The organism is Bacillus sp. GbtcB14, from assembly GCF_019091205.1.
Classification (GTDB): Bacteria; Bacillota; Bacilli; order Bacillales; family Bacillaceae_G; genus Bacillus_A; species Bacillus_A cereus_AG.
Genome location: NZ_JAGXJT010000097.1, coordinates 1 through 313, shown reverse-complemented (window position 1 = coordinate 313; position 313 = coordinate 1). Strand labels below are relative to the sequence as shown.

Genomic DNA, 313 nt, shown 5'->3' with positions numbered 1-313 from the left:
TCTTGGTACATGAATCCTAACTTTTGTGAACGGAAATGTGAAAGCTCACCTTGCTTCATTTTTGTAATAACCGTTCCTCCAATTTCAACAACCCCGCCTGTTGCTTTATCAAGCGTTGAAATTTCATTTAATAATGTCGTTTTACCAGAACCAGATGGCCCCATAATTCCAACAAACTCACCCTCTTGAATTGAGAATGATAGACCTTTTAACGCGTGTGATTGATTCTCACCTTTTTTACCGTACACTTGTTGAACGTTTTTTACGTCTACAACTGGTTTCGTCATATATATCCTCCTACGCTTGTTTTTCC

The 313-nt window shown here is 38.3% G+C and carries 1 protein-coding gene; it reads right to left on the bottom strand.

The genetic code is table 11. The annotated features are described in order from the left end of the window. Positions 1-287 (bottom strand): ATP-binding cassette domain-containing protein (locus KVT31_RS29455; RefSeq protein WP_217613715.1); only part of this gene is annotated, 287 nt, incomplete at its 3' end. Positions 288-313 lie beyond the last annotated feature (26 nt).